Annotated in this window: 20 protein-coding genes; 7 read left to right on the forward strand and 13 right to left on the reverse strand. The window is 35.4% G+C overall.

What is annotated here, in order from left to right:
• Nucleotides 1-1,251: an HAD-IIIA family hydrolase gene (locus IPJ53_00950; GenBank protein MBK7797656.1), complete on the forward strand. Its 1,251-nt coding sequence runs from the start codon at nucleotides 1-3 to the stop codon at nucleotides 1,249-1,251.
• Nucleotides 1,252-1,325: 74 nt separating this feature from the next.
• On the forward strand, nucleotides 1,326-1,964 hold the full coding sequence (queE, locus tag IPJ53_00955; protein MBK7797657.1) for a 7-carboxy-7-deazaguanine synthase: 639 nt from the start codon (nucleotides 1,326-1,328) through the stop codon (nucleotides 1,962-1,964).
• Nucleotides 1,965-1,988: 24 nt separating this feature from the next.
• Here queE and IPJ53_00960 read toward each other — a convergent pair whose 3' ends face one another.
• Nucleotides 1,989-5,303: an AAA family ATPase gene (locus IPJ53_00960; protein ID MBK7797658.1), complete on the reverse strand. Its 3,315-nt coding sequence runs from the start codon at nucleotides 5,301-5,303 to the stop codon at nucleotides 1,989-1,991.
• A 257-nt stretch (nucleotides 5,304-5,560) separates the two neighbouring features.
• On the opposite strand from IPJ53_00960, the gene IPJ53_00965 reads away from it, so the two are divergent.
• Entirely contained in the window at nucleotides 5,561-6,223 is a 663-nt protein-coding gene (locus IPJ53_00965; GenBank protein ID MBK7797659.1) for an OmpA family protein, read from the forward strand.
• Between the two features lie 191 nt (nucleotides 6,224-6,414).
• Here IPJ53_00965 and IPJ53_00970 read toward each other — a convergent pair whose 3' ends face one another.
• Nucleotides 6,415-7,017, reverse strand: coding sequence for a DUF937 domain-containing protein (locus IPJ53_00970; GenBank protein ID MBK7797660.1), 603 nt, complete (start codon nucleotides 7,015-7,017; stop codon nucleotides 6,415-6,417).
• Nucleotides 7,018-7,098: 81 nt separating this feature from the next.
• Here IPJ53_00970 and IPJ53_00975 point away from each other — a divergent pair, with 81 nt between their 5' ends.
• The 3 genes from IPJ53_00975 (at nucleotide 7,099) to IPJ53_00985 (ending at nucleotide 10,230) form a co-directional block, all read left to right on the forward strand.
• On the forward strand, nucleotides 7,099-7,785 hold the full coding sequence (locus IPJ53_00975; GenBank protein ID MBK7797661.1) for a hypothetical protein: 687 nt from the start codon (nucleotides 7,099-7,101) through the stop codon (nucleotides 7,783-7,785).
• A 133-nt stretch (nucleotides 7,786-7,918) separates the two neighbouring features.
• Nucleotides 7,919-9,208 (forward strand): methionine adenosyltransferase, encoded by a 1,290-nt coding sequence (locus IPJ53_00980; GenBank protein MBK7797662.1) that lies wholly within the window; start codon nucleotides 7,919-7,921, stop codon nucleotides 9,206-9,208.
• A gap of 62 nt (nucleotides 9,209-9,270) precedes the next feature.
• A complete protein-coding gene (locus IPJ53_00985) occupies nucleotides 9,271-10,230 on the forward strand; it encodes a glycosyltransferase family 2 protein (GenBank protein MBK7797663.1) in 960 nt (319 codons plus the stop codon).
• Between the two features lie 54 nt (nucleotides 10,231-10,284).
• On the opposite strand, the gene IPJ53_00990 is transcribed toward IPJ53_00985, so the two are convergent.
• From IPJ53_00990 to IPJ53_01005, 4 genes are all read right to left on the reverse strand, one after another.
• Nucleotides 10,285-11,028: an OmpA family protein gene (locus IPJ53_00990; GenBank protein MBK7797664.1), complete on the reverse strand. Its 744-nt coding sequence runs from the start codon at nucleotides 11,026-11,028 to the stop codon at nucleotides 10,285-10,287.
• A gap of 68 nt (nucleotides 11,029-11,096) precedes the next feature.
• Nucleotides 11,097-11,645, reverse strand: a complete 549-nt coding sequence (locus IPJ53_00995) for a UbiX family flavin prenyltransferase (protein MBK7797665.1) — start codon at nucleotides 11,643-11,645, stop codon at nucleotides 11,097-11,099.
• Nucleotides 11,646-11,651: 6 nt separating this feature from the next.
• Nucleotides 11,652-12,929 carry a bifunctional folylpolyglutamate synthase/dihydrofolate synthase gene (locus IPJ53_01000; GenBank protein MBK7797666.1) on the reverse strand — a complete coding sequence of 426 codons (1,278 nt, stop codon included), beginning with the start codon at nucleotides 12,927-12,929 and terminating at the stop codon, nucleotides 11,652-11,654.
• A gap of 20 nt (nucleotides 12,930-12,949) precedes the next feature.
• Nucleotides 12,950-15,802 (reverse strand): FAD-binding protein, encoded by a 2,853-nt coding sequence (locus IPJ53_01005; protein MBK7797667.1) that lies wholly within the window; start codon nucleotides 15,800-15,802, stop codon nucleotides 12,950-12,952.
• A gap of 61 nt (nucleotides 15,803-15,863) precedes the next feature.
• Between IPJ53_01005 and IPJ53_01010 the strand changes: the two genes are divergently transcribed.
• On the forward strand, nucleotides 15,864-16,907 hold the full coding sequence (locus IPJ53_01010; GenBank protein ID MBK7797668.1) for a hypothetical protein: 1,044 nt from the start codon (nucleotides 15,864-15,866) through the stop codon (nucleotides 16,905-16,907).
• 72 nt (nucleotides 16,908-16,979) lie between these two features.
• Here the strand turns inward: IPJ53_01010 and porQ are convergent, their stop codons facing one another.
• The 7 genes from porQ to IPJ53_01045 form a co-directional block, all read right to left on the reverse strand.
• Complete coding sequence (gene porQ / locus IPJ53_01015; GenBank protein MBK7797669.1) at nucleotides 16,980-18,110, reverse strand: type IX secretion system protein PorQ; 1,131 nt, start codon at nucleotides 18,108-18,110, stop codon at nucleotides 16,980-16,982.
• A 1-nt stretch (nucleotide 18,111) separates the two neighbouring features.
• On the reverse strand, nucleotides 18,112-18,738 hold the full coding sequence (locus tag IPJ53_01020) for a toxin-antitoxin system YwqK family antitoxin (GenBank protein ID MBK7797670.1): 627 nt from the start codon (nucleotides 18,736-18,738) through the stop codon (nucleotides 18,112-18,114).
• 100 nt (nucleotides 18,739-18,838) lie between these two features.
• Entirely contained in the window at nucleotides 18,839-20,962 is a 2,124-nt protein-coding gene (locus IPJ53_01025) for a peptidylprolyl isomerase (protein ID MBK7797671.1), read from the reverse strand.
• A 391-nt stretch (nucleotides 20,963-21,353) separates the two neighbouring features.
• Nucleotides 21,354-23,180 carry an excinuclease ABC subunit C gene (locus IPJ53_01030; protein ID MBK7797672.1) on the reverse strand — a complete coding sequence of 609 codons (1,827 nt, stop codon included), beginning with the start codon at nucleotides 23,178-23,180 and terminating at the stop codon, nucleotides 21,354-21,356.
• Between the two features lie 35 nt (nucleotides 23,181-23,215).
• Nucleotides 23,216-24,163 carry a hypothetical protein gene (locus IPJ53_01035; protein ID MBK7797673.1) on the reverse strand — a complete coding sequence of 316 codons (948 nt, stop codon included), beginning with the start codon at nucleotides 24,161-24,163 and terminating at the stop codon, nucleotides 23,216-23,218.
• A 12-nt stretch (nucleotides 24,164-24,175) separates the two neighbouring features.
• Nucleotides 24,176-25,489: an ABC transporter permease gene (locus tag IPJ53_01040; GenBank protein MBK7797674.1), complete on the reverse strand. Its 1,314-nt coding sequence runs from the start codon at nucleotides 25,487-25,489 to the stop codon at nucleotides 24,176-24,178.
• Nucleotides 25,482-26,390, reverse strand: coding sequence for an ATP-binding cassette domain-containing protein (locus tag IPJ53_01045; GenBank protein ID MBK7797675.1), 909 nt, complete (start codon nucleotides 26,388-26,390; stop codon nucleotides 25,482-25,484). Before IPJ53_01045 ends, IPJ53_01040 begins: the two co-directional genes overlap by 8 nt.
• Nucleotides 26,391-26,672 lie beyond the last annotated feature (282 nt).

A 26,672-nucleotide genomic window follows, 5' to 3' on the forward strand; every position in this document is an offset into this window, starting at 1 on the left:
TTGAGAGAATGCATTGTACTGGCTGGAGGATTTGGAACGCGGCTTCAACATTTGATTCCAGGTATGCCCAAATGTTTGGCACCTGTAGGCGGAAAACCCTTTATTGATTACCTAATTCAACATTTGGTAACTGAAAAAATGGATAAATTCATTTTTTCCTTAGGTTACAAAAGTGATATGGTTGAATCGTATATTAAAACAAAATTTCCACATCTTAATTGCGAATTTTGTGTAGAAAGTAAACCTTTAGGAACCGGTGGTGCCATTATTTACTCGTTAGGAAAATGTACTTCGGATCAAGTTTTCATTTTGAATGCGGACACCTTTTACCCTATTTCATTTGACAGCTTTTACAAATTTTATCAGAAAAATAAATCCGGTATTTGCATTGCGCTGAAACCAATAGTTGAGCCTGACCGGTATGGAACCGTCATGATGGATGATCAGCATAAAATTGTTCAATTTCTTGAAAAAAAGTATTCCCCATATGGGCTTATCAATGGAGGAATATATCTAATTGATAGAAAATGGATATTAGAATTTGAATTACCAGAAATATTCTCATTTGAAACAGAAATACTTCAAAAATATACAACAACTGAAAATATTTTTGGAATGGTTCAGGATGTTCCTTTTCTGGACATTGGAATTCCAAGTGATTATGAAAAGGCACAAACATTCCTGCCGGAACAGTTAAGTACAATCAAAAAAGATAAATTTTTATTTCTCGATAGAGATGGTGTAATCAATGTACTTAAAGAAAATGATTATGTAAGAAATGAACTGGAATTCAATTTTCTTGGAGATATTTTAAAAGAGCTACCAATCATAGCAAAAGAATTTAAACATATCTTTATTGTCACCAATCAACAAGGAATTGGAAAAGGGCTGATGTCTGAATCTGACTTAAATAAGATCCATCAAAAAATGATAATGACTTTTGAAGAATATGATGTTTCTATAAGTGCCATTTATCATTGCCCGCACCTTGTCTCAGACTCCTGTCAATGTCGTAAACCAAAACCAGGAATGTTAGATCAGGCAAAACAACAATTTCCAGAACTTTTATTTTCACAATCCGTTTTAATAGGAGACAGCATCTCAGACTTTAAGATGTCAGAGAGGCGTGGGGTGACTTTTGTTGGATTTGGAAACAAAATATTGAATGAACTTTCTTTACAAGATTCTTCATTAAGTTATCACGCAATGAATTTTAAGGAATTTAGAATTAATGTATTACCTCTTCTATGATGGTCCATTTAAATTCATTAGAAAAGCGATTACTTAAATAATTACAAATATATTTTAATCATGTAAAATGCACCATGAAAACATATGCTGTAAAAGAAATATTTTATACACTTCAAGGAGAAGGTGCGCAAGCCGGTAGAGCAGCAGTTTTTCTAAGATTTTCTGGTTGCAATCTTTGGAGTGGAAGAGAAGAAGACAGAGAAAAGGCCATTTGCAATTTTTGTGATACTGATTTTGTAGGTGTAGATGGTACCTATGGAGGTAAATACAAATCGGCGCAGGGATTGGCTAAAAAAATAAGTGATTTGTGGCCTGACCAAGGTGTCGCTAAACCTTATGTTGTCTGCACCGGAGGAGAACCTTTGTTGCAATTGGATGAAGAGCTTATTAGGGAAATAAAAAAATTCAATTTTGAAATTGCAATAGAAACCAATGGCACCTATAATGTCCCGAATGGAGTAGATTGGGTTTGTTTAAGTCCAAAACCCAATACTAAAATCCTGGTCAAAACAGGCGATGAATTAAAATTTGTCTTCCCGCAGCAAAACCTTCTGCCTGAAGATTTTCAATATTTGGATTTTCAACATTTCTTTATTCAACCTATGGATGGAATTAATGCCATAGACAATATTCAGAAAGCAATAAGATACTGTTTGGAAAATCCAAAATGGCGTTTAAGTCTTCAAACCCATAAACAAATCGGGATCAGGTAATAATTTAAAATTTAGGTAATTATTTTAATTTAGAGGTGCTTCTAATTCCAGATTGTAATATTCTTTGATCAGTGTCGAATAAATTACTGATCCAGAAAGTACACTTAGATCTCCAAAGACAATTATTTGCTCCCTGGCTCTGGTTAGTGTTACATTTAGTCTTTTGTCAAGTCCTTCTTCAGACTCATTACTCAATTGCATAAGCTGTCTTATGCTGTGTACACAACAAGAATAAATAATAATATCTCTTGCACTACCCTGATAGCGCTCTACAGTATCAACCTTTATAGGGAGATCTTGTAATCCTTCAAATGCCAGATACTTTTTGATATTTGAAATCTGAGCCCTGAATGGTGTAATGATCCCGCAAGTTTGCTCATCCCATGGAATATTATTTTTAGTATAAACCTGATAAAGTACTCTTATAAGATAACTTATTTTTTCTGCCTCATAATCATGAGTCTTTGCAAATTGAGTATCTTCATTGTTTTTGGAAGGAATATAAATGGTCCTCTCTGAAGTGAGTACTTCCTCCAATTTAGATTTTACATTATAAAATTTATTTTTTAATTCCAATGTTTGTCGTGAGTTAGGGTCATCAAACATTAATTCAAGTTTCTGATTATAAAATAATCTGGACGGCAATTTCATAATATGCTGATGCATTCTTCCTTGTTTTGCTAGCATGTCATAAGCATGGGTCCATTCATTTTTTTTACATTGATAAAACATCCGTTCAAAAAATGAATCACTCAACTTTTTAATTCCCATTTCTTTCAAGTCAAGATCTTTGACAAAAGTTGAAGCTTCTGGTTGTGCACTTACAGCAGGAAGTTGCAAATGATCACCTATTAAAATAAATCTTCTGAATTTTGATAATAAGCCAACCAAATTTGGCTCCAAAATCTGTGAAGCTTCATCAATAATTACCGTATCAAAATTAGTCAACTGAAACAATTCCTTTTTGCCCTGAATTGAAGCAATGGTTGCCGTATAAATTCTTTTTGATTCTACATATTCTTTGATGTTTTCTCTTTTTGGAATATCCCTTAATCGGAAATCAAGTAAATTTTTCTGAAACTTATCTTGAATGGCATATCTTGAGCCTATTCTGACAAAATCAAATCTTGTTTCCAATCCAATCGATTCGATTGCCTCACAAATCTCATCGACCGCTCTGTTTGTATATGCCAGGAGTAAAATTCTTTCAGCTGTTTGATTAATCAATGCTTCGACCAGGCTTTTTATTAAAATACTTGTCTTACCAGATCCGGGAGGTCCCCACAACAAAAAGTAATCTTGAGCAGATAGTATTTTTTTGACAAGCTCTGAAATATTTGAATTTAAATTAGTAAATTCGAAATTCTGATGGGTTTTTGTGATTGGAGGAATGCGCCCTAATATCTTATCTCTATATATTTTAGGTGCTCGTGCAAACTCATACAGGTTTTCGTATTGATGTAAATAGGATCTATCCAACGAATCAGGCTCAAGATTCCAAGCCGTATTTGGAGGCAATGACGTTGCATCAAATTGTCTTCCTCTTAAACGGATTATACATTCTGAATGACTCAGTCCAACCAATGTGCACTTATACACCTGATGAGACAATATTCCTTGTCGGTCAATAAATTCTGGGTAAAAAACCAAAGTGTCTCCTGACCTAAAACTGGTCATTAAATTTTTTCCAAACTTATTTTCCAATGAAATCACCGGAGCATCATTATCGGTGAGGAGGACCTCTTTTATTACTAGATCTGCGAGTATGCTAAACTGAAGTTCCTTTTCTTCTCTGCTAAATAACCATAATGAAGCCAGTCCTGCTGTTTGAGTAAGCCCACTATAGCCTGTCTTGGCTATTAATTGCTCTCGAGCAATAAAATACGTATAGTGTTTAAAATATTTTTTTTCCAGTTCATCTAATTCACCAAATGCCTTTATCCAATTTTCTGCATCCCTTCTAACAAAACTATCAAGTGATGAGATCATTTTCATTTTTACCCTGTCAAGAAAGCTGTTGTCGCAAGGATTTGAAAAAGCCAAATGGTAATGAAGCAGAACAATCGAATTTCGCAGCAATAACAAATCCTTTTTGGATTTAACATCCGGGATAGACTGCCGTAAACTATTGTTTGTTTGTGAAGAATATAAGATATAACATTGATTATTCCGATTTTCTTTGTAGACCGATTGAATTAATAGATCATATAGAAATGCTTGCCCCTTGTGGTTGGTGTTGATTCCATTGGAATCTGCCCTGAAAGGTTTGCCACTCTTTAATTCAATTATCTTTCTTACCCCTCCTGGTGTTTCCAACAAGACATCCAAACGTCCTTGAATACCATAAATGTCTGAATAAAAACTTGGCTCTAAATGGACCACGTCAGACTTACCATATGTTCCGTCAAACCGCGAATGAACAATTTTTTGGAGGTTATCAAAATGATCTTTGGTTGCTTTCTCATAGTCCTTAAAATCTGAATCTTCCAAGAGTGATAAGGGCAAAGGATATTTATTAAATACAGCGGTGTACAATTGTTCATAATTCAAAGATGGATTTAAAATAAGTTCATCTAAAAATTCATTTACGGTGGTTCCGATTAAAATATATTTTGTAGCCAATCTGGCTTGAAAAAGGTTAAAAAAATGCTTGAGTGGTGAGGAATTATTTTCTGAATAACATTCTGCAATAGAAGTTACATCCACAAGGTAATCCGGAAATACCACGATATGGTTAAAAGTCCAAAATCCATGAACATTCTCGAATTGGTTTACATAAGCCGGTATTGGAAATCCCGCAATATCTCGAGCTTTCCTGATCTGCTCCAGATATTGTGGATCTATTGTATTAACAGGCAATTCCAACATTTGAAAACCCAGCGCCTCAAGACTTATATAAAGTTTTTCTGAATCCAATTGGTGAAGGCTTACTCTATAAGATCCTTGTCCTCCATTTAAAATTCGCAAATCCTCCTTTAATTCATAATCCGTAAATACCTCAAGGTTTTGTGGTATTGATGAACCTTTCAATTTACAAATTAATTCAAGCAAGGCTTTAACACCCATTCGATTCAACGAATCATAAGTGTGAAAATCAACATCGTTAAACTTCTCTCGATAAGAAAAAAGCAAATGATAAAGACTTTTGTCAATTTTTCTTTTTTGGTACAGGTATGCAATACGACTGTTGAACGAATTAAATAATTGGTCTCCAGAGTCACATAATTCTATCACCAACTCCTCAATCTGATGTGTTAATTCTACTGAGGCTTGAGTACTTTCGAGGTAATTTAACAAAATACTCTTCTCCGGCCAATTCAAAAATAGCGGCTCTCTCATAGGTTGTCTTCTAATAGAAATCGAAGATAAGTCAAATTTTTAAATAAAATTTACCGGGATTTGAAAAAACACCACTTCGGATAATTGGGATATATCCTATATTAATACAATTAATTATATATTACATAATTTTATTATATTTGCTGATGAATTGAATTTTTTTAACTTCAGCCAGAATATTATTCGGTAATATTAAAATATCATGACTAATATTTTAATATTTTGTTAATTTAGCTTACTTTACAAAACATAATATCATGCATAATCGTTTATCCATCATCTTTAAGACCATGAATAAATTAACTACATTGATCATTACTAGAGCAGGTGCCATTCAGGTAATCTTAGCTTTCACATTGATGGTCATTTTCCAATGCCGGCAAAACGATGGAGCTTCAAAATCCGCCGGCAAGACAATTCCGTCAAATTTGGCTGACAGTTCATTTATGTACACTACTCCATTGAGTGAAGAGACAAAGTCTGCACTTCAAAAATTGGCTGAACCACCCATGGTAGAAGGTAATATTGGGGAACAAATGACAACGTTTATCAAAAACGGCATTTACGATTATGGTGAACAATTTAAGTTTATTGATCTGAGGTGGGAGGGTCGGTCTGCCAAACTGAAAGAAAAATCTAGACTCGAAATAGATGATTTGGGAAGAATTATGTTGCTTTTTCCTAAATTAAGAATTAAGATGGAATCTTACCTGGATAACAACGGAAACCAGAAGCAAGATGAAAAAATTACCCAAGCCAGGGTAGAGTATATTAAGAGTCAGTTGGTTTCTGTAGGAGTTCAACCGGAAAGAATTGAAGTAAGAGGTTTTGGCTCTAAGTACCCTGTTGGAGATAACAAGACCTATGAGGGAAGACAAATTAATGACCGTATTGAAGTAACCATCCTTCAATTGTTCTAAAGATTTATATATTTTACCTACTACTGTAAAAACCGGAGGATAAATGTATCCTCCGGTTTTTTATTTTAAATCAATTATTAAAAAGACCCCTTGGTGGTTCAAGGGGTCTTGAGGATTCCATTTCAAAACGAAAAAACGGAAATATATTCTAAATGTTCAGATATAATCCAAACGTCTGATTGATTGAATCATTATCTTTTCAAAAGGAATTTCATTCCCATTTGAAGAAGATCGTCAGAGATGTTGCCATCCCCGTCTGTATCCAACAATTTACCAAAAATCCCGAGTCCCGAATTTTGCTCGGTTTGTTGATGGACCGTTGTCCCCAAAACTTGTTGGATGTTGGTTTGGTCAACTTGATTGTTTGCCCTTGCCTTACCAATTAATCCCATGACCACAGGCGCAAGCATTGACATAAGGCTGATCACAGTTGAAGTATCCATTCCGAAAACCTTACTGACACCATTGGTGACATTTTGCTGCTTAAAACCCAATATATGGCCCAAGATTCCGGCAGAATTCGTCATTTGATCCGATCCACTTTGGCCTGAATTACCTAAAAAGCCCAATACATCATCCAAAATACTTCCATTGTGATCCCTATCTATAGCTCCTAAAAGACCCTCTGCTCCGGATTCACTGGAACTGTTGTTCATCAGACCCTGCATTAAGGTATTGATAATACTTTTGGATGCTGCTACCCCTATGTTAGGATCTTGAATTCCAACTTTTCCTGCCATTTGTGCCAACAATTCGTCAGGGAGATGCTGACTTAGTAAATCATTTAAGTTCATTTATGAGTTTGTTTAAATTAAAAACACATAAACAAGTATTTGGAAAAAAAAATTCCATAAACACTAAACGATTAACTTTGTATGGTGAAAAAAGTCAATCTATTTTTAGGATCGTTTTTAATATTGATGAACTTGTATAGTCAGGCCAATGGTTATGGTGTAAAAGCTGGACCAGGCTTAGGACTTCAACGCTGGTCTGGAAGTGATCGTGCGCCTTTGTTTGTCTATCATGTAGATGCATTTGCTGATTCAGAATCTGAATCGGGGAATGTTCTGTATGGTCAATTAGGCTATCATCTGAAAGGTTCTGCTTTAAGGATTAATCAATTTATTGACGTAAATGGTAATATTTTCCCCGGCTCCACATTTGGAATGCATTTTCACAATGCTGTACTGGAATTGGGAATGAAAAAGTTTTTCCGGAAAGGAAAATTGAATGCCTTTTACGGTCTCGGCCTGAGAGGTGAATATACCATAAAGACTAAATTTGAGTTTTATCAGGAATACAAGGATTTTGTACAGCGGTGGAATTATGGGGTGTCGTTAAGGATAGGTACCGAATTTTTTATGAGCAAATTCGTTCGGAGTGGTTTGGAGGTTCACATTGCACCTGATATTTCGAGACAAATTTTCGTTCCACAAGGTGTGCGTTATTATGATCCTCGCACCAATACAACCTCGCCAGGAGTCGAGCAATCGGTAAGAAATACAGTTATCGAGTTAAGTTTTTATTTGAGGTTTCTCCAGATTATTGAATACATAGATTGATAAGTACCATTTTTCTCTTTAATTGACCCGACGTCATTTTGAATATGATGTTAAATTGCATTGACTTTGGATAAATTTAGCTTCTTTTTACAGAGAATAATATCTTTGCAGCTCATTTAAAAAAAAATATATAATGCCATATCTATTTACTTCTGAATCAGTATCTGAAGGACATCCTGACAAAGTGGCTGATCAGATATCAGATGCACTAATTGACCATTTTCTTGCTTTTGACAAAGAGTCAAAAGTAGCTTGTGAAACCTTGGTGACAACCGGACAGGTGGTTGTAGCTGGAGAGGTAAAAACCAATACTTACCTTGATGTACAAAAAATTGTGCGCGATGTAATTAGTAAAATTGGTTATACCAAAAGTGAATATATGTTTGAAGCCAATAGCTGCGGGATACTTTCGGCCATTCACGAGCAGTCTGCAGACATCAACAGAGGAGTAGAACGGAAGAAAAAAATTGACCAGGGGGCAGGGGATCAAGGAATGATGTTTGGTTATGCCAATAATGAAACTGAAAATTATATGCCACTTCCCCTGAGTTTGGCTCATCTGTTGTTAGAAGAACTTGCTAAAATCAGGCATGATGGGAAGTTGATGACCTATTTACGACCAGATGCAAAAAGTCAGGTGACCATTGAATACAGTGATGACAACAGACCTCAAAGAATAGACACTATCGTCATTTCAACACAACATGATGAGTTCATTACTCCTGGGAAAGGAATTAATGCTGTTGAGAAAGCAGAAAAGAATATGCTTAGCAGAATTGCAGAGGATATCAAAACAATATTAATCCCTAGAGTAAAACGCAGACTGCCAGCTGGTATACAAAAGTTATTTAATGATCAAATCATTTATCATATTAACCCAACTGGTAAGTTTGTTATTGGAGGTCCTCACGGAGATACAGGACTTACTGGCAGAAAAATTATTGTAGATACTTATGGCGGCAAAGGAGCTCATGGAGGAGGTGCTTTCTCCGGAAAAGATCCTTCTAAAGTAGACCGTTCAGCTGCATATGCTACTCGTCATATTGCTAAAAACATGGTTGCGGCTGGTATATGCAATGAGGTTTTGGTCCAGGTGTCCTATGCAATTGGTGTTGCCAAGCCATGTGGTCTTTACATAAATACCTATGGAACCTCCAAGGTAAAATTAAGTGATGGAGCAATTGCAAAAAAAATTGAAAAGCTTTTTGACCTTAGACCTTTCGCCATTGAGCAGAGATTAAAATTGCGCAATCCAATTTACTCAGAAACAGCTTCATATGGTCACATGGGAAGAGAAAACAGAGTTGTTGAAAAAACCTTTACCTCTCCGGAAGGTAAATTGAAAAAAGTAAAAGTAGAACTCTTTACCTGGGAAAAGTTAGATATGGTCAGAACTTTAAAAGCTGCTTTTAAAATTAAGTAAAGCCATCTCTAAATAACTTAGTTAAGTTTCAATGAATTACCTTCGTATCACATAGAAGGCTAATGTCAGATAATCATCCATACTTATCTATTATTATACCCTGTTATAATGAAGACAGTGTTTTGGTCGAAACCTATCAAAGATTGGTAAGGTCATTGAACCATTTAAATTTTAGTTTCGAAATCATTTTCATTAATGACGGAAGTACAGATCAAACTCCCTTTATTTTGGATGATTTTGCAAATAAGGATGAAAGAGTTCTCGTTTTACATTTTTCAAGAAACTTCGGTCATCAACAAGCGTTAACTGCAGGTTTGCATGAATGCAAAGGGCAGTTTGCCGTAATTATGGATGCTGATTTACAAGATCCTCCTGAAATAATTCCTGAAATGCTAAAGCTTGCCACTCGGGAATCTGCAAATATTGTATATGGCCAAAGAGTGACGAGAAAGAAGGAAGGCTGGTTTAAAAAAACTTCCGCAAGTTGTTACTATCGTATTCTTAATTTTCTGTCTGATGTTGAATTGCCTTTGGATTCAGGTGACTTCAGATTAATTGACAGAGTTGTTATTGATGCATTCAAAGAACTCAAGGAGAAAAACAAATACATCAGAGGCTTAATGAGCTGGGTTGGATTTAAACAAATACCCTTTGCATATGAGAGAGAGGCTAGAAGTGCTGGCAACACGCACTATACACTTGGGAAAATGTTACAACTGGCTACAAAAGGGCTCTTGTATTTTTCTAAAAAGCCATTAATGATTGCAATGAATATTGGTTTTATTAGTGTACTTGTTGGGCTCCTATTGGCCATTTATGTCCTCATCTCAAAATTTGTATATCATGAAGCTGTAACAGGTTGGTCTTCAATACTCATAAGTGTTATATTTTTTGGAGGCATCCAACTCCTCAGTATTGGTATTCTTGGACAATATCTTGGTAGTATTTTTGAAGAGGTTAAGAACAGACCAGAATACCTTATAAGTAGAAGAGTGCGTCAATCATTCCAGTCAGAAAAATAAAAAAAAACCCCTTGACTTTTCAGACAAGGGGTATAATAGAATATTTCTTACTTATTATTTCTTCTTTGAAAGCTCATAAAGCTTTGTAACATCCGGAGAAATGATAAACTCAATTCTTCTGTCAACGTTATTGCCTTGACCGGTTGGTTCAAAGTTAGAACGTCCGGCAGCAGTCAATTGATCCTGCTTAACTTTTTGAGCAATTAAATACCTGACAACATTGGTAGCCCTTAAAGTAGAAAGATCCAGATTATCTTTATAAGGAGCATCGGTCTTAACTAGAGACTTGTCAGCATGCCCTTCAACAATAATACTCATGTGATCATTTTTCTTGAACACTTCTGCTAAGTTTTTCAAAATCGCCTGTCCATTTTTGTTTAATGATTGAGATCCTTTACGATATAGGATCTTGTTCGGTAATGAAACATATAACTTGTCACCTACCTGTGTAATGGTAAGATCGGCAGCATTTACAGATGAAAAAGCACTTCTAAGCTCATCTTTAATTCTTTGAATTTCGGTTTCCTTGGCCTTATTCATTTTCTCAAGCTCAGCAACCTGGCCTTGAAATTTGTTAATCTCACTATTGGCACTGCTTAAGTCAGTTCTTACTTTAGCCAACTGTTTCTCAAGATCCATCTTGGAGTTTTCACAGTCTGTTACTTTAGATTTTTGTGTATCCAACATTTTTTGCAAATTCTCATAATCTGCTTGTAGGGCTTTGTGCTTCTTGGAAGAAACGCAGGAAATCATTCCCAAACTTAAACTGAGAAATAAAATTAATAAATTGGTTTTCATTAGATTATAAATTAAAATTTAATTAAATTAAAATTGATCAACAAAGATAGCACAATTTGCATACCAAACTATATTCCCCATTGATAAGATTTACTATCAAGACCAACTAAATCGATAGCCCTGTCTGTAACTGTACTTAATACCTCATCCAAATCTTTTGGCTTTGAATAAAATGATGGTACGGCAGGACAAACAATCGCACCTGCCAGTGTAACTTTTTTCATGTTTTCAATGTGTATGAGACTTAACGGTGTCTCTCTGAAAACCAAAATCAGCTTTTTTCTTTCCTTGAGCATTACCTGGGCAGCCCTGCTCATGAGATCTTCTGCAATGCCTGTCGCAACCTTTGCTAAGAAACCTGCAGAACAAGGGCATACGATCATACCGTCCCAACGTGCAGACCCCGAAGCAAACGGCGCATTAAAATCATTTGGTCCGTAATAATTTATTGGGTAGGAGTTTAAATCTACTTCTGGATTTTCCAATTTCCAATTAACCAAAGCTTGCTGACTGTATACCAAAGCAAGTTCAAGCTCTTGCATTTTTTGAAGTTTTTCAATTAATATCTTGGCATACCTTGATCCACTGGAACCTGAAACTGCGATCACAATTTTCATATGTAATTAGATAATTTCTGCTATTATAAAAATACTTCCTGTTACAATAATTAAGTCTCCTTTAGTTGCATTGTTTCTTGCTGCTTTTAGAGCCCCTCGTAAGGTTCTAAAAGCCCTGCCGATTAATTTATAATTCGCAGCCTCCTCGCATAGAATTTGAGAATCTAATGCCCTCGGTATTTTAGCTTGTGTAAAATAGTATTGAGCTGAAATTGGAAGTTGAATCAACACTTTTTGAAGGTCTTTGTCCTTCACAAACCCACAAACAATATGTACCTTATTATATTTCTCTTTTGAAAGCCAAGTTACCAACTGTCTAATTCCATCTTCATTATGCGCGGAATCAAATAATTCATCTACATCACCTTTTCTTAATTCCCACCTTCCAATAATTTCTGAATACAGCTTAACGTTCTCATAAGCATCCTTCACCTTAACCAAATCAATAGGAATGATTTTTAATTTTTGAAGAATGTTAATTGCAGCAAAAGATGTTCGATAATTTTCCAATTGATATGGGCCCTTAAGATCGGGAGTAAATTTAAACCCTCCCTCTATTTGAATCAAATTATTGCCTTCTTTGTTTTCATTTACTTGTTTCATTTCTACCACATCTTCAGCAAAAAAAATATTGCTCTTACATGATTGAGCGTATTCTTTAAAAACATCCAAAGTCTCTTTTTGCTTTCTACCTATTATTACCGGAACTAGCTTCTTAATTATTCCAGCCTTTTCCCTGGCTATCTTTTCCAAACTATCACCTAACATATCGGAATGATCCCATGAAATGTTGGTTATAACACTTAATAGTGGATTAATAATATTCGTTGAATCTAATCTTCCTCCCAGTCCTGTTTCAATAATTGCATAATCTACTTCCTGATCTTTAAAATATTTAAAGGCGAGTGCCACTGTCATTTCAAAAAATGATGGTTTAAGATGTTCTAAAAAATCTATATTGCTGGATATAAAATTACTAACATATTTTTTTGAAATATAACTACCATTTATTTTTATCCGCTCCCTGAAATCTCTGTAATGTGGTGAAACATATAGGCCTGTCTTAAATCCATGCGCAGTTAGTACCGCTGCAAGCATATGTGAAACAGAACCTTTCCCATTGGTACCGGCAATGTGTATACATCTCAACTTTTCTTCTGGATGCTCCAAATAATTACAAAGCTCCCGAATGTTGGTAAGATCTTTTTTAAACGCCTCCTTACCAATTCGATGAAACATTGGTAGCTGATTGTACATATAATTCAGAGCTTCTGTGTAGTTCATATTACAAAGGCTTGTAAAAATTAATGATTTGTATCAACAACCTCCACCCAATGAATAGGTTTCCTGCCCGTAAAATGTTCTATCTGATGTCTGCAACTAAATCCTTCAGCAATAATAACTTGATCTTCAGATGCCTTCCTAATCTCAGGCAACAATGATAGATTTCCGATCTTTTCTGAAACCGCATAATGCTCTTTTTCATATCCAAAAGAGCCCGCCATTCCACAACAACCTGAATTAATTTCTGCCAAAACAACATTGGACTGCTGATTAAATAATTGATGTACCGATGCACTGGTAAAAATAGACTTCTGGTGACAATGTGCATGCAATAGATAAGAACCACTTTTAAATTTTATTTCCTTTTCCAAATTACCCTTAGCCATCTCACCTGCTAAAAAATCCTCTAAGAGAAAAATCAAATGACTGTATTCGAGCCACTTTTCATCTTCCATAAGGTCGGCAAGATCATCTTTTAATGAGGTAGCACAACTTGGCTCGCAAACCAAAATCGGTATACCTGCTTTCAAAAAGGGTTCAAGGAATGTAAATGTTTTGACACCTTCATTTTTAGCATGTTCCAATAAACCATGTGAAATAGCTGGTCTTTGGCAACACCCTTTTTGAAATACATGAACCTCAAATCCCAAATACTCTAATAGACTTTTTGCAGAATTCCCAATTCCCGGATCATGAAATTTCATATAAGTATCAGCAAATAAAACTACTTGGCGAGCACTATTTGAGATTTTCTTCTTTGTTTCAAAATTGAAAGGGTTTGAAGAATAGAGAGGTAAAACCCTTCTTGCATCAAGACCTGAAAAATGCTCCAATAATTTTCTGAACCATTTACTTTTTAAAATTGAATTCGCTATGAATGCACGAGATCCACTGGCCAATCTGGATAAGTTGTGCTGGTAAAGAATGAGTCTGTCATCAAAACTCAATCCTTTTTCTTGGTGTTGATGATGCAAAACTTCAGACTTCAACTTTGACATGTCTACATTACTGGGGCACTCAGATTTACACGCCTTACAAGATAGGCAAAGATCCATCACCTCATGTAAGTGGGGACTGTTAAGACCTAAATTATCTAATTGTCCACTAATTGCAAGTCTTAGTGCATTTGCTCTGGCCCTTGTGCTGTCTTTTTCATCTAGACTTGCCCGAAAACTTGGGCACATTGTTCCTCCAATTGTCTTTCTGCATTCTCCAACACCATTACACAAATGGACAGCCTCGTGAAAACCACCCTCGCCACGATAATGAAACATAGTTTTAATTGCATCATCTTTATAAGATGGTCCATACCTCAGATTGGTATCGACAGCAGGTGCATCAACGATTTTTCCAGGATTAAGTATATTTCTTGGATCAAACCCCCATTTTATTTCTCTAAAAGCTTGGTAAAGTTTTGGACCAAAAAAAGCCTCATTGTATGGACTGCGTGCCAATCCATCACCATGCTCACCACTCCAGGATCCTTTGTATTTTTTAACCAACTCAAGAGTTGCTAGAGAAATTTTTTTCATTCGCTCAATGTCCTCCTGGTCTCTAAGATCAAGTAACGGCTTAACATGTAATAATCCTACACTGGCATGTGCATAAGCTACTACCGGAGTTTCATGTTCACGACATACTTCAAAAACTTCCATGATATAATCAGCCAGACTCTCTAATGGAACAGCTGCATCCTCGATAAAAGCAATAGGCTTTCTGTTCCCTTTTACACCCATTAATAAACCCAATCCTTTTTTTCTGACTGTAAAAATGTTTTCAATTTTTTGTTTATCAGTGAACAAAGGGTGGGCATAACCAATATTCAAATTTTTGAGGTGAGCAATCATTTTATTGGCGTTGAACTCAGCATCTTCCTTACTATCACCATAAAATTCAACGATTAGTGCTCCTTGAGGGTCACCTTCAATAAAATCGCAATAATTTTTTGTTTCCAGATTTTCTCTACTGCGTTCAATCAACATCCCATCAAGCAATTCAACTGCAGCTGGACCAAATTTTACCATTTCTCCAACATATGCAATTGAATCATAAAAAGAATGAAAATGAACTACACATACCGATTGAAATTTAGGGTTAGGAACCAAGTTAATTTTTGCACTTAAAATGATGGCAATTGTGCTTTCACTACCCACAATTAGCTTGCTTAAATTCCATGTTTCTCCCAGAAACTCATCCAGATTATATCCACCTACCCTCCGCATGACTTTTGGAAACCTTTGAATAATCTCGCTTTGTTGTTCATTGATAATGCGGAAAAGCATGCGATACAGGTCTCCTTCTCGAGTTTTTAGTTCAAGTTTTTGCTCCAATTCTTTTCCACTTACATCGGTGCAATGGATAATACTTCCATCGTCCAGCAAAACTTTTAATTCAAGCACATGATCCAGTGTTTTACCATACATAATACTCCTTGTCCCTGAGGAGTTATTTGCGATCATTCCTCCGATTGCTGCCCTACTGCTGGTGGCAGGATCAGGTGCAAAATGAAGCTTATGGACCAATAGTTTCTTATTTAGTTCATCACGTACCAGCCCCGGTTGAACCCAGGCCCATTTTGCTTCAGTGTTTAACTCCAGAATTGAATTCATGTATTTAGTAAAATCCAAAATGAACCCATCCCCGACTGTCTGTCCTACCAGACTGGTTCCTCCGCCCCTTGCCAACAATGGTATTCGGTGCTCATATGCATATTGCATAACCAACACAACATCCTGCTCCGTTCTTGGGCAAATTACAGCCTTAGGCATTATTTGATAATTACTTGCATCGGTTGCATATATTGCCGTATACAGAGGATCATCATAAAAATCTCCGGAAAGTGCGTTCCGTAAGCCAGTAAAGGTATCTTTCATCTTTGTGCCTAATTCAATTGTGCAAAAATAACTATTTTAGTGCCTAATAAATTATGATATAATGCCTGATCAATTAAGTATAACTCTTTTTAAATCTATAGAGTCAAACTATTATACAGAAAAGAAAAATCTAGTAGATGATGTCAGCGAGTTGTTACATATTCAAAAATCAAGTGTTTATAAAAAAATTAAAGGTGAGTCTGCCATAGGACTTCAGGAGGCAGGAATTCTTTGCAAACACTATAAGATAAGTCTTGATGAGCTTTTGAATTTAAATGAAAATCGCATTTACTTTGACTTTCCAGCAATAAGGGGCAATGTAAAAAATGTATATGATTTTTTGAAATCATTAGAGACAGATTTACAAAATCTTTATCGACTAGATCCTACTATATATTATGCAACAAAGGAACTTCCAATGTTCTATTATTGCATTTCTCCAAAACTTGCTGCATTCAAATTCCATGTTTTCTATAATACCGTATGGAGAGAAGATAAATACCAGATGATTCCATTTGATTATATTCAATTTGAAAATGATGATCAATTTAAGAGTCAGATTAAAAACATTGTTAACCTTTACATGTCCCTCCACAGTGTAGAAATTTGGAACGTAGGAATTCTTGACAATACGCTTAACCAAATTCGGTATTTTCTTGAATCAGGCTTGATGAAAAATCCCTTGGAATCCATAAGGCTTTGTGAAGAATTATTATTGCTAATTAAAAATATCGAGGAATTATGTGAGAATTCGAACAAATCCTCTATGAAAAAATCGGATAGGGCAGTAGGAAGTTTTGAATTATATAACAATGAAATTGCCCACACCAATATTCTTGCCTATGTGGAAAGTAAAACGATGCGATGTGTTTATAATACCTATGACAATCCGAATTTTATGAAAAGTTACAACCCATCACTTTGTGACTACACTTCCAAATGGTTTAACAGAATAATAGATACCTCCGCCCCCATTTCAAAAGGGAATGTTAGAGACCGTAAAATGTTTATTAATAGACTGCAGGAAAAAGTTAACCGTACATTGAAAACATTAGAACTCATAATTGAAGAACATTTATCCAACACTCAGAACCAGGAAATTTAAATCCGAATTACTGAAAAAAATAAAATTCTATTCTCTCAAAATTTATTAAATATTCTTTGGTACCCAATGAGTTTATAAATTTCGCTCCTTCATAAAACTGCTCAATTGTGTCTGTAGTGTAAGTTGATTGGTACCTCCCGCGATATGGTATAAAGCATAGGAATAGTCGATTTTAAATTTAGATATTTTAATTCCCATGCCAAATGACAATCCCGAAAAAGAGGCATAATCTTTTGCATTGAGTTCTTTTCGACGTAAATGATTGTACCCTATTCTTAGGCTAAATGTTTCTTTCTTACCCAAGAGCATTTCACCGCCAAAAGCAAAATGTCTCAAAAGGTTGTCGCTAAATTTACTAAAGTCACTTTTCTCCTTTTGTTCATCAAATAAATTACCAGATTGGCTTATGGCAGGGTCATCGTATCTTACATTCCATCTTTCCAGATGATGTGCAGTAATATGATATACAAAAGGTAAATGATTCAATCGCTTAGAAATTCCCAATTCTAAAGTCAGAGGTAAATTTTCTTTAACCTTTTCATAGGAATCAATACTGAACCCTACATTGCGAATTGCAATAGCTATTGAGGTTCGATTTACTGGATTAGAATATTGTAATCCCAAACTCACGCCCAATGCACTTGAACTCGAAAGTCCAAGATTACTGAACACATAATGTATATTAGCTCCTGCCCGTATTCGCTCATTGAGTTGTTTGGCAGAACCAATATAAAAAGCTGACTCCCTAATTTTAAAGGCTCCATTCACCTGACCATAAATATCTGTAAAAGGGATTGAGGAGGAATTTAAATACTGAATTCCAGTCTGCCATTGCAAGCCCCATTTGCCTGGCTTTAGAGTATATGAAAAGTGTCCGGACCCCATATCACTAAAAAAGAATTGATGTGAGAAATTAAGTGCCGTACTCATTTTTTCATTAATCAATGCAGGATTTAAGAAGGCTGTCCCTGCATCAGAGCTTGAATAAGCCATTGCATGAGAGCCAAGTGCTGTGTTTCTTGAAGAAGGGGATAGATTTAAAAAAACATAAGAGGCATAACCTCCAGTCTGTGCCATTACTTCAGTGGCAATAAAAAAAGTGAAAAAAGTGACTGCCAAGGTATATTCAAAAACAATTCTTCTTTTTTCATCTAGTAATTTTATCACTGGATTGACGTATTGGGATGTTGTAGAATCAAGCATATTATTTAGTTTTAGTACTGTCCATTTCTAAAGTCCAGGTTGTGGTACAAATCCCTTCTTTGCAATTCATCTTTTTTATTAATGTTCCCGTGCTGTCAAATAAATTCAACAAACCTTCTTCATATGGTCCATTCTTATAAAAACCATTGGCTTTTATTTTTCCATTTTGATAATACTCCTCAAAAGGTCCATTTTCTTGACTGCCCGACATTTGTACAATCTCCTTCAGTTGTCCCTCTGGGAAATAAGCTTTTAGGGTTCCGCTCATTTCATTATGGATGTATTGACACTCGAGCTGAAGCTGGCCATTTGGATAGAAGACTTTATATGGCCCTTCAAATAAATCCATTTTATAATTTTCCAGGCTGTATATAAAGCCCTTTTCGTATAATTTTCTTTCACCATTCAATTTACCTTCCTTGTAATGCGCACTTTCCAGAGGTTTGCCCTGATCATCAAATTTTTCGTAAAAACCATCCTTCAGCTTACCAGTGTCTCTCAGTTCGGTCGTTATTCTTTCAATGATTACTCCCTGATCATTTTTTATTTCAATAACCTTTGATTTTTGGCAGGATATTCCAATTAGAAAAATTAGAGGCAAGTAAAATCTATATGAAAAGAAATTCATGAATTGATAACGTCAATTTTAATAAAATCGTTTAGGTCCAATAAAAAAGCCTCTTTAATATTAAAGAGGCTTTTCTGTATATCCTATAAATAAGAGTCCATTAATAAAATTTGGATCTCATGTCCTTTACTTTATAATTCTTTTTTAATGACTGAACCAAATAACTCATACAGGTACTTGAAGCCGTATGCTTATAAAATCTGCGGAAATTTTCAAGGTTGGCCGCTTTTCCAGGGGTTGTCACATCCAGTAATTTGGCTACATATACCCCACTTTCACCGCGATATGGTCCTCCTATATTTCCCTTCCCTTGCTTTACAATCTGAGGCACTAAATCTGGCTCATAACCATAATCTGGAATTTGCTGACCATTAACGGTAGTTTCACTGGCAGAATCTACCTTAACTTCGTATTCTCCATACTTCCCGTTTATATCCGTTACCGTACCAATTTTAGCCTTTAAAATTTCGAATTTTTTATCTTTTCTTACATCTTCTATTACAAGATCCCTCACTGCTGCTGCCTTTGGTAAACCTTTCGGATTTATTCCTGAAAGAGCGGCTACAATGAAGCGATTTGTATATTTTTTGACAGGATCCTGAAGTGAGTAAACTTCCGGCGAGACATCTCCAAGTTTTGTTTTCTTTTCAAAGGCCCATCGGATAATATCTCTGCAGGTGTTGCTGGTATTCTCACCTAGTTTGCCAAGCTTGTAGTCATTTGCTTTCACATTGCCGGCCATCTCAAGCACGTATGTATTACCGTCATCGATGGCTTTTTCTAAGGAACTTAAAGAATTGTGCTCCTCAACCAATCTTTGGGCTTCACTTAATTTACCATCCAATACTTCATCTCCTGGTTGAATGGCCTCCACTATTGTACCTAAGCGAATACCTGGCTGTTTACTGATGAATTTTTGATCCGTTATTTGTATTAAGTGGAGTCCAAATTGAGTTGGGACAACATAAAGTTTTCCGGTCTCTCCTTTATAAAAAATAACATCATTGAAAGGCTTGACCATCAAGCCTAAAGCGGCATAACCAAGATCTCCTCCTTTGATTCCGGAACCAGGATCCTGACTAAATTGCATTGCCAATGAATCAAAACGGCCCTTGCCACTTTCTATTAATGTCTTCAGACTGTCGATCAAGGAAGAAGCTGCTGCATATTCCTCTCTGGTACTCACTCGACGAAGTATATGACGTGATTTGACTGAATCTGGAAGTGTTTTTTTGCCTAGAATTTTACTTAATCTGTATTCACCACCCTCGACGTATGGACCAAAAACATCTCCAACATTCATATTCAATATACTGTCCTTGATACTCACCGGAATCTCTGAGGTGGTTGAATATGCTTCATCCCATTTTCCCAGATTAGTAACAATGAATGTTGAATCTTTGGACGCAATGCGGAAAGATTCCTTTTTGTCTTCAAGTATTTTCCTGATTGCAGCAGAATCTGAAGACGATGGTGTTACAGAAATAACGGCATATTTGATGTCTCTGGTTTCTTCATCATTTTTGAAGATTGACGCCTTCTTTGCGATATACTGATCAATATCTTCATCCTTGATGTCTAACTCTTCATTTTTAATCAAATCATAGGGTAATCGACTAAACACAAAGCTCACCTTAGCATTACTCTCCTCAAAATGTCGCTCAACCATGAAATTCGGCATGTACAGGGCATTGCGGACAATGTTTTCCAACTTTTTACCCATCCTGTCCTTGATAATTTCTTTTTCCTGTACTGCCCAAAACTCCTTTGCTTCAGGCGGAAGATCCTGATTTTCGATACCCTTTTGGAATTGATTCAATTGTTCTCTCAGTACTTGCCCAGTATTTGGATCTCTGAAATTTCTTTCGATTATTGGAGAAAGGTTGTTACCGAATTCTAACTCACGAAGTTCCGATTCACTTACGCCAATCCCATTGTATTTGGATTCTTTCTCGAAAATTGCCCTTTCTAAAGATTGATGCCAAATATACTCTTTCCGACCAAAAAAATCAACATCTGCATTTCGATATAAGACATTTTCAGTTTTTTGAAATTCCTTCCAGCTGATTTTTTGGCCTGCTACTTCCCCGATACTGTCAGGGTTATTAAAAAACCATGAAGACCGGCCAGAGCTCATATCCATTACAATAAAACCTACAAGCGCCAGTGCCATCAGCACTGTTACCACCCAAAGTCGTTTCCTAATACTCGTAATTAATCCCATTCTGAATTGCTTATTTGTCTGAAAATCAAAATATTATAATAATAAAAAAGACTTTTTGAAAGGGTTTCCAAAAAGCCATGCAAAGGTAATAGCTTTCTACCTGATTCCCAAAGGGATCAACACAAAAATCAATCATTTTATACAAGTTTTTAACTTAAACGCACATATGATTGAAATGTCTTTCACATAAGCTGCTTGAATCCATTTGCTTCAAGAGGATGAAGGATCGAAAGTACTATTGCAAGTAGTTATCAAACAATGAACTTTTCATATGGGTTGATATCAAAGTTTAGACAGTGAAAGATATTTTGAATTAAATTTTAATTTTAGCCGAACTAGAATCTTCTCCCTATTAATATTTTAGATTTTTCGAATGAGTAATAAAGACTGATCAACTGAAACCCTCCTGCTCTTCAGTACTCATATTAAAATGCTTTTGCAATCTTTGAGTAATGGCCGGTCCAACCAATTTCACCAGCTCAGCCATCTCTGCAGACTGGATTTGTTTCACAGAACCAAAATGGCCTAATAACTTTTGAGCGGTCTTTTCCCCTATTCCAGGGATTTCCCATAATTCACTTCGAATCATTGACCTTGATCGTTGACTTCTGTGAAAACTAATTCCAAATCTATGTGCCTCGTTCCTAAGTTGCTGAATAAGTTTTAGACTTTCAGATTTTTTATTGATGTGAAGTGGCACCGGGTCATCCGGAAAATAAATTTCTTCTAATTTTTTTGCTATTCCTATTACAACCAACTTTCCTCTCAAACCTAAAGCATCAATTGATTTCATGGCGGAGGAAAGTTGCCCTTTACCTCCATCAATTATAACCAACTGTGGCAAGCCTGAATTCTCTTCCAATAATCTTTTATACCTGCGAAACACTACTTCTTCCATCGTAGAGAAATCATCAGGTCCCACAACAGTTTTTACATTAAAATGTCTATAATCCTTTTTGAAGGGCTTTGCATTTCTGAAAACCACACAAGCAGAAACTGGATTTGTACCTTGAATATTTGAATTGTCAAAACACTCTATGTGAAATGGCATTTCTTCCATATTGAGGTCTTTCTTTAAGGTAGAAAGTATCCTCTCTGCAGGCGTTTGTTTTGCTGTTCTGTTAATCTTCTCCTTCCACTTTTGAAGCAGAAAATACTGAGAATTTTTTTCAGACAAATCAAGTAATTTCTTTTTGTCCCCTCTTTGAGGTATGGTGATGATAGGATTCCCTTCCTGTGGGTTAATTAAAATTGGAACAATTATTTCCGGAGCAATACTATTATATTGAATACGAATCTTCTCCACTGCAAGAGACAACATGATAGAGTTATCTTCTTCAAGGTTAATGTCTGCCTCTATCGTTATGGTTTGATTAATTGATCCATTAATAACCTTCATGAAATTAATATAGGCATATTCTTCATCCCTTGCTATCGAAAATACATCTACGTCTGCTATGGAAGTACTTACTACCGTACTTTTACTTTGATAATCTTCCATGACCAACAACTTTTCCTTCCATTGTTGCGCCTTTTCAAAATCCAAATTCTCTGAATAGGATGACATCACTTGAAAAATATAATCCTTCACAGGCTTGAAATGTCCTTTAAGTATATTTTTAATTTGTGTCAACCTTTCATTGTATTGCAATGAATTTTCCAACCCAATGCAGGGTCCGTTACAATTTTTTATATGATACTCCAGGCAGACTTTATACTTATTTTTTAAAATTTGTGCGTCTGATAAATTAAGTGCGCACGTCCGCAATGGAAATAGTTTTTTTACTAAATCAAGTATGGTCTCTGTTCTATGCTTAGAAGTATATGGACCAAAATATATTGAACCATCACGTATAACTCTCCTTGTAAAAAAAACTCGTGGAAATGGTTCATTCTTAATACATATATAGATATAACTCTTGCCATCTTTAAGCATGACATTATACCTTGGTTGATTTTTTTTAATTAAAGTAGCTTCTAAAAGTAATGCATCATGCTCTGTATCTACCAAAGTATACTCAATCTGGTGTGCTGTTTTGACAAGGGCTTTAGTCTTACCGGTTATTTGTTTTTTATCTCCAAAATATGAACTGATTCTGTTCTTTAAATTTTTTGCTTTGCCAACATATAGAATGATTCCCCGACCATCTAAAAATCTGTAAACACCTGGTTCACTTGGTAAATTGGAAGCTATCTTTTTATATTGTTCAAAAGTCATTTAATCTTTGATTAAGCAAAGAATAATTTAAAAAATTAAGAAATTACCTTCCAATTTTTATAGCCAAATAAGTGCCGCCCTCCTAAAAAATGTTTCTCGACAAAAGTGAGCAGTCTATATTTGAGTTTTTCATGCTTCATCAAAACCCTTTGTGGTTTATAGTCTGGAGTATAATTTAATTCATGTCCCCAATTAAACTTACGTATAAAATTGCCCATTACTTCCGGATGTGTTTCTTCAAATACATTTAGTCTTGAAAGATTACCGTAATCAAAGTTTGTTGATTTTTTATTGTAGTCATCTTCCACTTTATTGGGATCATGATACATTTTATCCATTGCCCTTGACTTAGTTTGCATCAGAAAAGGTGGTCTTACCCATCCATAATGATATATCTCTGCAGGAATTCTAACTACATTTAATTTTCTCGTCTTATTTTTTTGACGATAATGAATAAAATCATTTGGTTTTACTTTCCTAAAAGATTGTGCATCTCCCCAGGACCTTAAGTCCGGTTGATTTCGGATAATTCGGATTTCCTGCTGATACCAACCATGATCATTGATAAAATGAAAATAGTCACCAAAAAAATGTTTGTAACCAAACAAAAATCCGTCAACCATGATATCATTCAAATACTTTTCACAATAAGATTTAATGGTGCTTAGAAACTTTTCATGAAGTACTTCATCAGATTGAAGATAGAACAGCCAATCTCCCACGCAATTTTCCCTGGCAATATCAGTCTGATGTGCGTATTCCGTACCATTGGGAAATTTTGATGAATCCCACTCAGTATGGATTATTTTAATTTTCTTGCTTTCTATGGATTCAATTAACTCAAGGGTAAGATCATCACCATCTCCCTTCCCTAACGCAATCACAAATTCATCGACCAAAGGTAAAATAGAGTTTATCGACTCCACCAGGGGATAATAGAGTTTTGCGGTATTCCGCATAAAAGTAAAGCCGCTTATCGTCATTTGAAAATACCATTATTGCTTTACAAAAACCCATTTGATAATTTCCTTGACACTGGCTTTCTTTCCGTACATAAGTATACCGGTTCTGAAAATTTTCCCCGCCGTTAAAACAACCAGATAAGCAAAACCATAAAGTACAACTAATGAAATTGCTATCCTCCAAAAAGGTGGGTCAAAAGGAATCATCGCAGGCATTACTATGGGCGAAAATAAAGGAAAGATACTGGCAAATAAAGCCAAATTACTATCAGGTTCACGAATGGCTTGAAACATGATATATATGGCTAATATAATTGGAATACTTACAAACATTGTAAGTGACTGGGAGTCCTGAACATCATCACCAACTGCAGCTCCAATTGCTGCAAACATTGCTGCATAAACTAAATATCCACCCACAAAATAAAGCAAAAACATAACAAAAATCTTCAACCAGTTTAAATTTCCAAGTTCCTGAATTACAAACTGAATATTCTCCATTTGTTCAATGGATTGATTACCCATGTTGGTACTCATATCCTGCATATCTTGGGGTTTAAGCCCTGAAAAAGACAAAACAACTAAATAAATCAAGGGGATCAGTATAAGCCAAATCAAAATTTGTGTAAGTCCAACCAATCCTACACCAATTATTTTACCCAGCATCAGGTCTGAAGCCTTAGCAGACGAGATAATGACTTCTACTATGCGGTTAATCTTTTCTTCAGTAACTGCCCGCATGACGGAAGCACCATAAAGAAAAATAATAAAGAAAATAATATATCCCATTATACCACCCAAAATAGTAGCTATCTTGGAAGTATAACTTGATTTATCCTGCACATCATCTGAAATAGGTTCCGGATCAATGGCTATTTCTGTTTCAAGTTTTTCCAATTCACTTTGATTCAAATTTAAAATCTTCATTTTATGTGAACGAATACTTGCATTCAGGTATTTGCTTAATCGCGCTTCCATCTCAATATCCAAAGTCTTATCGGAATAATAATACGCTGTATAATTTTTTACTTCTATTCCGGCAAATTTTGGTAGAACCAGAATTGCATCGAGCTCATCTTGTTTGCACTTCTTCTTTAAAGTGTCTAAAGGTTCATTGGATGAAGTAAAAACAAATCTCTTTGTATTTTCCGGAACCTTCATATTAGCCTGGCTTTGATCGGAGATCACTACTCTATATTGCTTATCGCTTTCATTGCTAAAAATAAACATAACAACAATAAAAAACAATAAAAAACCTAACGGGGTGAGGAGGGTCGTTAAAATAAATTTTTTATTTTTTACCCTGGTGCTGTACTCCTTGCCTATGATCAATCCGAGTTTACTCATGGTTGGATTCATTTACGGTACGTATAAAAATATCATTAAAAGTTGGAAGAATCTCACTGAATGAGATTATTTGGAGATTTTTTGCAATTATATATTGAAGTACTTGATTAGGGGTCTCATCTGGGCGCAATCTTATAACCATACGATGTTGTTCGTGGTTGATTGTTTCAAATTTTGTAATTATTTCAGAAGGAATTTCACTTTCAAATTTAATTTCAAAGATATGTTCTTTATAGTTTTTTCTGATTTCAAGGACCGGACCACTTAGGACTACCTTTCCTTTATTGATAAGGACTATTTCTTCGCAAAGTTCTTCGACCTGTTCCATTCTGTGCGTTGAAAAAAGTATGCTCGCTCCTTCATTTTTAAGCTGAATAATTTCTTCTTTTATAAGATTTGAATTAATTGGATCCAATCCTGAAAATGGCTCATCCAGAATTATTAATTTAGGTCTATGCACAACCGTTGCAATGAATTGTACCTTTTGGGACATTCCTTTGGATAATTCTTCAACTTTTTTACCCCACCATGACTGTATATCCAGTTTTTTCATCCAATGAACTACCGAACGCTCAGCTTCAATTTTAGAAAATCCTTTCAACCGGCAGAGATAGATAAGTTGTTCTCCGACTTTCATTTTCTTATAAAGTCCTCTTTCTTCAGGCATGTATCCAATTGAGGGGTTTTGTAGGTCAGATATATTTTTACCCATTAAAACCACTTTACCCGAATCAGCCCTGGTTATCCCCGTAATAATCCTAATCAAGGAAGTTTTCCCCGCACCGTTTGGTCCAAGCAATCCAAAAATACAGGATTCAGGTACATCAAAACTGACTTGATTAACAGCTTTAACATTAACATATTCCTTATTTACCTTGTCCAGATGTAATAGTGAATTCATTTATTTGGATTTAAAGCAGCTAATGTAAAGAGAGAATCATATTCAATGGATATTTTAAGAGAAAAGCTTCATAAATGTGCCATAATTAGAATAAAATTCAGGTATTTTTACATATCAAAAGATTTTAGCCGGAAGCCAAAGGCCTGTATTTCCCTATTGTTCAACTAAATAGCCTAAATTTTGAACCTTTTCCCTTCAAAATTTGTCCCAATTAATGAACTTCATCAGTTTTAGCTCTATCTTGAAGATAAGAACTGTAATTTTTGAATCACTCAATGAAAC

It is taken from the genome of Candidatus Vicinibacter affinis, assembly GCA_016714365.1.
In the GTDB taxonomy this organism is placed as follows: Bacteria; Bacteroidota; Bacteroidia; order Chitinophagales; family Saprospiraceae; genus Vicinibacter; species Vicinibacter affinis.

Coding starts and splice junctions, on each gene's coding strand:
- IPJ53_01040 (MBK7797674.1), bottom strand. CDS start 25,489: ATGAGTAAACTCGGATTGATCATAGGCAAGGAGTACAGCACCAGGGTA.
- IPJ53_00980 (MBK7797662.1), top strand. CDS start 7,919: ATGCCATATCTATTTACTTCTGAATCAGTATCTGAAGGACATCCTGAC.
- IPJ53_01030 (MBK7797672.1), bottom strand. CDS start 23,180: ATGACTTTTGAACAATATAAAAAGATAGCTTCCAATTTACCAAGTGAA.
- IPJ53_01025 (MBK7797671.1), bottom strand. CDS start 20,962: ATGGGATTAATTACGAGTATTAGGAAACGACTTTGGGTGGTAACAGTG.
- porQ (MBK7797669.1), bottom strand. CDS start 18,110: ATGCTTGATTCTACAACATCCCAATACGTCAATCCAGTGATAAAATTA.
- IPJ53_00960 (MBK7797658.1), bottom strand. CDS start 5,303: ATGAGAGAGCCGCTATTTTTGAATTGGCCGGAGAAGAGTATTTTGTTA.
- IPJ53_01005 (MBK7797667.1), bottom strand. CDS start 15,802: ATGAAAGATACCTTTACTGGCTTACGGAACGCACTTTCCGGAGATTTT.
- IPJ53_00975 (MBK7797661.1), top strand. CDS start 7,099: ATGGTGAAAAAAGTCAATCTATTTTTAGGATCGTTTTTAATATTGATG.
- IPJ53_01045 (MBK7797675.1), bottom strand. CDS start 26,390: ATGAATTCACTATTACATCTGGACAAGGTAAATAAGGAATATGTTAAT.
- IPJ53_00965 (MBK7797659.1), top strand. CDS start 5,561: ATGCATAATCGTTTATCCATCATCTTTAAGACCATGAATAAATTAACT.
- IPJ53_01000 (MBK7797666.1), bottom strand. CDS start 12,929: ATGAACTACACAGAAGCTCTGAATTATATGTACAATCAGCTACCAATG.
- IPJ53_00985 (MBK7797663.1), top strand. CDS start 9,271: ATGTCAGATAATCATCCATACTTATCTATTATTATACCCTGTTATAAT.
- queE (MBK7797657.1), top strand. CDS start 1,326: ATGAAAACATATGCTGTAAAAGAAATATTTTATACACTTCAAGGAGAA.
- IPJ53_00990 (MBK7797664.1), bottom strand. CDS start 11,028: ATGAAAACCAATTTATTAATTTTATTTCTCAGTTTAAGTTTGGGAATG.
- IPJ53_00995 (MBK7797665.1), bottom strand. CDS start 11,645: ATGAAAATTGTGATCGCAGTTTCAGGTTCCAGTGGATCAAGGTATGCC.
- IPJ53_01020 (MBK7797670.1), bottom strand. CDS start 18,738: ATGAATTTCTTTTCATATAGATTTTACTTGCCTCTAATTTTTCTAATT.
- IPJ53_00970 (MBK7797660.1), bottom strand. CDS start 7,017: ATGAACTTAAATGATTTACTAAGTCAGCATCTCCCTGACGAATTGTTG.
- IPJ53_01010 (MBK7797668.1), top strand. CDS start 15,864: ATGCCTGATCAATTAAGTATAACTCTTTTTAAATCTATAGAGTCAAAC.
- IPJ53_01035 (MBK7797673.1), bottom strand. CDS start 24,163: ATGACGATAAGCGGCTTTACTTTTATGCGGAATACCGCAAAACTCTAT.